This window comes from Luteimonas sp. TWI382, from assembly GCF_039674545.1.
GTDB lineage: Bacteria > Pseudomonadota > Gammaproteobacteria > Xanthomonadales > Xanthomonadaceae > Luteimonas.
The window spans coordinates 1-5,514 of record NZ_JBDJNS010000046.1; the positions used below are offsets into that span (position 1 = coordinate 1).

General features: G+C 67.8%; 5 protein-coding genes. All 5 read right to left on the minus strand.

The window, feature by feature from the left end:
* Positions 1-266: 266 nt before the first annotated feature.
* Positions 267-1,559: a citrate synthase gene (locus tag ABE505_RS16980; RefSeq protein WP_183427563.1), complete on the minus strand. Its 1,293-nt coding sequence runs from the start codon at positions 1,557-1,559 to the stop codon at positions 267-269.
* A 245-nt stretch (positions 1,560-1,804) separates the two neighbouring features.
* Positions 1,805-2,056, minus strand: a complete 252-nt coding sequence (locus ABE505_RS16985; protein WP_183427564.1) for a type B 50S ribosomal protein L31 — start codon at positions 2,054-2,056, stop codon at positions 1,805-1,807.
* A gap of 92 nt (positions 2,057-2,148) precedes the next feature.
* Positions 2,149-3,087 (minus strand): nucleoside hydrolase, encoded by a 939-nt coding sequence (locus tag ABE505_RS16990; protein ID WP_346443083.1) that lies wholly within the window; start codon positions 3,085-3,087, stop codon positions 2,149-2,151.
* A 54-nt stretch (positions 3,088-3,141) separates the two neighbouring features.
* A complete protein-coding gene (locus tag ABE505_RS16995; protein ID WP_346443085.1) occupies positions 3,142-3,954 on the minus strand; it encodes an OmpA family protein in 813 nt (270 codons plus the stop codon).
* A gap of 62 nt (positions 3,955-4,016) precedes the next feature.
* Positions 4,017-5,514, minus strand: a 1,498-nt coding sequence (locus ABE505_RS17000) for a YadA-like family protein (protein WP_346446205.1), incomplete at its 5' end; no start/stop codon positions are given.

A 5,514-nucleotide genomic window follows, 5' to 3' on the forward strand; every position in this document is an offset into this window, starting at 1 on the left:
TCCGCCCTACTTCCCCTCCTTCGGGCAACCCCGCATAAAATAATACCCGGGGTATTATTTAAATTTCACCTCGCTAATTTGAACTCTGACCCCGGTTTTGCAAGCGGGCACGCGTACTTGGCATGGCCGAATCGCGAAGCGGTCTTGACCGGGCAAGAGCGGCTTCCGGTGGGCAGTCCGCTGCCTATCCGAAGTCGAGCTGGGAGAAGAACCAAAGAAGAAGCCGCGGAGACCGCGGCTTCTTTGAGCGCAGGCGCGGCGGCGCGTCAGCCCTTGCGGTAGTCGCGCACGTCGTAGCCGGTATAGATCTGGCGCGGACGACCGATCTTGGCCTCCGGATCGACCTGCTGCTCGAGCCAATGCGCCACCCAACCGGCGGTGCGGCCGATGGCGAACATCACCGTGAACATCTCGGTCGGGATCTTCAGCGCCTTGTAGATGATGCCGCTGTAGAAATCGACGTTCGGATAGAGCTTGCGCTCGACGAAGTACTCGTCCTTGAGCGCCGCCTCTTCCAGCTTCATCGCCACTTCCAGCAACGGATCGTCGATCCCCAGCTCGCCGAGCACCTTGTGGGTCATCTCGCGGATGATCTTCGCGCGCGGATCGAAGTTCTTGTAGACGCGGTGACCGAAGCCCATCAGGCGGAACGGATCGTTCTTGTCCTTGGCGCGCAGCACCGCCTTCTCGACGTTCTTCGCATCGCCGATCTCGGCCAACTGCTTGAGCACCGCCTCGTTGGCGCCGCCGTGCGCCGGGCCCCAGAGCGCGGTGATGCCCGCCGCGACCGAGGCGTACGGATTGGCGCCGGTGGAGCCGACCAGACGCACGGTCGAGGTCGACGCGTTCTGCTCGTGGTCGGCGTGCAGGATGAACAGCAGATCCATCGCCTTGGCGACCACGGGGTTGAGCTCGAGCGGCTCGCTGGGCACCTCGAACATCATGTGCAGGAAGCGGTCGACGTAGCCCAGGCTGTTGCGCGGGTACCGGATCGGCCAGCCGATCGAATAGCGGTAGGCAGCGGCGGCCAACGTCGGCATCTTGGCCAGCAGACGGATCGCGGCGAGGCGGCGCTGCTCGGGATCCTGCAGATCCAGCGTGTCGTGGTAGAACGCCGACATCGACGCCACCGACGCGGCCAGCATCGCCATCGGGTGCGCATCGTGACGGAAGCCCTGCAGGAAACACTTGAGCGACTCGTGCATCATCGTGTGATGCGTGACCTCGTGCTCGAAACGCCCGAACTCGTCCTTGGACGGCAGTTCGCCGTTCATCAGCAGATAGGCCACTTCCAGGAAGCTGGAATGTTCGGCGAGCTGCTCGATCGGGTAGCCGCGGTACAGCAGTACGCCCTGGTCGCCGTCGATGTAGGTGATCGCGGACTTGCAGCTGGCGGTGGCGGTGAAACCGGAATCGTAGGTGAAGCAGCCCGTTTCCTTCGGCAGCTTCGAGATGTCGATGCAGGGGTTGCCGAGCGTGCCATGCAGGACGGGCAGCGTCACCGACTTGCCGGCGGCATCGAGCGTGACCTGTTCGAGCTTGGAATTGGTATCGGACACTGAAAAAGACTCCTCGTTTCCCGGAGCGGCGGATGCTCCGGTGGGGCGGGCGCGGCGCTTGCCGCAACGCGTCAATTATCGCATAGCCCCCCGCGACACGCGGTCGCTGGGTTGCGGGAACGTCGAACACGACGACGCCCACCGCACCTGGAGATGCGATGGGCGTCGCGCACAAACGGCGACGGCCGCCAGCTGGCGGCCGCCTGCGCACACCGGACGCGTCGCGCGGGCGACGCGCGGCCCGGTTACTGCTTCGCGTAGCGCTTGCGGAACTTGTCGACGCGACCGCTGGTGTCGATGATCTTGTTCTGGCCGGTGTAGAACGGATGCGTGGCCGAGGACACGTCGATCTTGACCAGCGGGTATTCGTTGCCGTCGTCCCACTGAATCGATTCCTTCGCGGTGGCCGCGAGGGTCGAGCGGGTGAGGAACTTGAAATCCGAAGTCACGTCCTGAAACACGACTTCGCGGTAATCCGGATGGATGTCGGCCTTCATGGCGGCACCAGTTTGCGCAGGGAAAGAGCGCCATTATAGCCGCTGCCCGGACCGCCCGGCAAGGGCGCCCGTCCGCGGGCGCCAGGACGGGCTCAAGCCGCCTGCAGCGCCTCGCGGACCAGGGCGTGGAAGCGCACGCGGTCGTAACGCATCAGGATCGTGGCATTGTCCGGCCGTCCGAGTTGGCGCTGCCAGTCGACGATCGTCGCCCCGCGGGCCGGCCCATGGTCGAGCACCACGTCCACCGGTCGGGCGACGGTCTCCAGCACGCCGTCCGGCGCGAGCACCCAGGCCATCGCCAGCGCATCCGCACTGTGCCACTCGTCGCCGCGGCGGTCGGCCGACCACTCGCGCGTCTTGCGCGAGATGGCTTCGTAGAAGTCCGCACGCGTGCCGCCCGCCTGCATCCACGCCAGTACCTCGTCGTGCGGCAGGCCATGGGCCACTGTGGCCTCCCAGTCCGAGAGCTCGAACGCCGGGAACGCGTCGAACACGATCTTCGCCGCCTCGGGATCGAAGTAGACGTTGAACTCCGCGCTCGGCGTGATGTTGCCGTGCCCGGTGACTGCACCGGCCATCGTCACAAAGCGCGCCACCCGCGAGGGCAGCGTCGGATCGAGCTTGAGTGCAAGCGCGATGTTGGTCAGCGGCCCCAGCGCCACCAGCACCAGGCTGCCGGCGTGCACATGCGAGAGCCGGAGGATCGCCAGTGCGGCATGTTCGTCCTGCAGGCCGTGCGATGCCGGCGCGTAGCCGATGTCGCCGAAGCCGTCGTTGCCGTGTACGTAGGCCGCGTCCGGCGCAGGGTGCAGCAGCGGCGAGGCGCTGCCGGCATAGACCGGCACGTCGGAGCGCCCGACCAGCTCGCACAGCTTCAATGCGTTGGCCGTGGTGTGGTGCAGGCCGACGTTGCCGGCCGCGATCGTCAATCCGACCACCTCATGCGCGCGATCGTTGAACGCGAGCAGCAGGGCCAGGGCGTCATCGACCCCGGGGTCGGTGTCGATCAGCAGGGGAATACGGGCATCCATGCCGCATTATCCCCATCGCAGCCGCGCACGGCCAGCCGCGACGAACGGCGCCACTCAGGGGACCGCGGCAGTGGCCCGGCGCTGCACCAGGACCTCGACGCGGCGATTGGGCGCCAGGCACGCGATCTCGTCCGCGCCGCGCAGGCCCTCGCAGGCAACCAGCGGCTCGCGACTCCCGCGGCCGTCGACCGAGATCCGCGCCGCTGCGCCGCCGCGCTGTGCGAGATGGTCGCGCACCGCCTCTGCCCGCCGGCGCGAGAGCGCATCGTTGGCAGCGGGGCGGCCGATCCTGTCGGCATGGCCGACGATCTCGATCGCCTCGCTGCCATCGAGCGCACCGGCGCGCTCGATCAGCGCATCGAGCGTGCGCCGGCCCAACGGCGTCAACTCGGCGCTGGCGAAGACGAACGTGGTATCGGCCGACAGCAGCGCGACCCGCTCGCCTGTGGTGGAGACACCGCCCCCGATCTGGGCATCGCGCGGCCGGGTCCGCTCGGCGCAGGCGGCAGGCATCCAATGCAGGTCGCGCGCCACACCGGCCTTGTCGAAACGCAACTTGAGCTGGCAACGCGCCGTCTGGCCATCCACCTCGCGGAAATTCAACACGTAGTCCCACTCGCGCACGCCGAACACGCCCTCGGAGAAATGCGGGGGGCCGAGCAACGCGTAGAGCTGGTCCTTGCTCAGCCCGGGCGCCAGCGGCTGCAATGCACCGACCGTGGGGTAGATGCCGCCAAGCGGCTTCGCCGAGGCGGGATCGGGGAATCGTGGCGCCTCGTCGACGTCGCCAGTCGAGGCGCAGGCAGCGAGTCCGGCGACGAGAACCACTGCGCAGAGGCGGACGGAAAAACTCGGGATCGAATGCATGCTGGGTCTCCTTGAACCGCATTCCAGGCAAACGGCCCCGTCCGTGGACGGGGCCGCTGCAATCACCACTGCAGGCCGGCGCCCATCGTGAAGCCGACGTCGTTGACGGTGTTGGTCGTACCGCTGAACTTGTAGACCCAGCGACCATTCTCCGAGACCGTCGTGATGCCGACCGCGAGACCGGCCTCGCGCTCGTACCCGCTCACGGCGGCCGCGACCATGCTCTTGCCGGGCATGTAGGCCTGCGGCAGGCCCGCCACCGCCATGGCGGCCGCCACACCGGCGCGGTACCCGCGATCGATCTCCCAGATGTCGGACTGCATCTGCCCCACACGCATGTCGGTGTAGGCGTTCGCCTCCCCGATTGCACGACCGATCCCGGCGTTGAGCTGATTGACGTTGACCGCGTCGGTGCCGGCGGTACCGGCCCGCACGTTGCGCACCAGCACTTCGCCGCCGCCCCGGTTGAGCGTGATCTGGGTCGGATTGGCGCTGCCGTCGGGATTGGTGTCGTAGCGCACGGTTCCCTGCTCGGACGCGCGCAACTGCGACACGTTGACCGCATCGGTGTCCTGGGTGCCGGCCGCGACGTTCACCACTTGGCGCTCGCTGCCTGCGCTGCCGACCGAGACTGTCCCGGCGCGATCGGCGACCGAGCCCTGGCCCAACGCGACCGCACCTTGCGCAGTGTCGGTGACAGTCGCGCCCTGGCCGATCGCGGTGCCGCCGCTTGCCGCGACCGTGCTGCCCTCGCCTACCGCGACGGCCTCGCTCGCCGCCGCCTGCACGGTGGCGTTGGCGCCGACCGCCGTGCTGTTGTCGGCATGGACCTTGGCATTGCCGCCGATCGCGGTGTCGTGATCACCGGCCGCGTGGCTGTCGCCACCAATGGCGGTGCCGTAACGCCCGCCGTGGCTCGCGTTGCTGCCGATCGAGACGCCGCGCTGGCCATCGGCCATAGCCGCATCATCGCTGCCGTCACGCACACCGTCGACGGCCACCAGCGGATCACCGCCACCGCTGCCAGGCGGCAGGTTGTCGATGCGCGCGTTGACCTGGGTCAGCCCGGTGTCGAGCGCGGCCAGCGCGTCGCCCACCGAGTTGTAGAACGTGCCCTGGATCATGTAGTCCGGTGGCACCAGCCCGCCGAACGGATCGACCGAGGCACCGCCTCCGAAGATCGCCGCCATGCTCGACATGCTCGCGAACATCTGCCCGCCGTTGATGGCCTGCAGGCTGCCGGCCGCGATCTGCCCGGCCGCGAGGTTGTCGATCACGGTACCGCCACTTCCGCCCAATGTGATCTGCGCCATGTCGGCAGTGTCGTAGCGCACGGCGAATGCATCCAGATCGCCGATTTGCCCCTCCACCGCGCGCAGCTGACGGACATTCGCGGCATCGGTGTCGTCGACGCCATCGGCCACCCCGCTGAGCCGACGCGCATCGCCATCGACATTCGCAAAGCTCACCTCGTCGCCGCCCGTCTGCCCGCCGACCGTCATCACCAGCGTGCCCGGATCCTGCCGCACCAGACCCTCGGTGCCGTCGAGCAGATTGTTG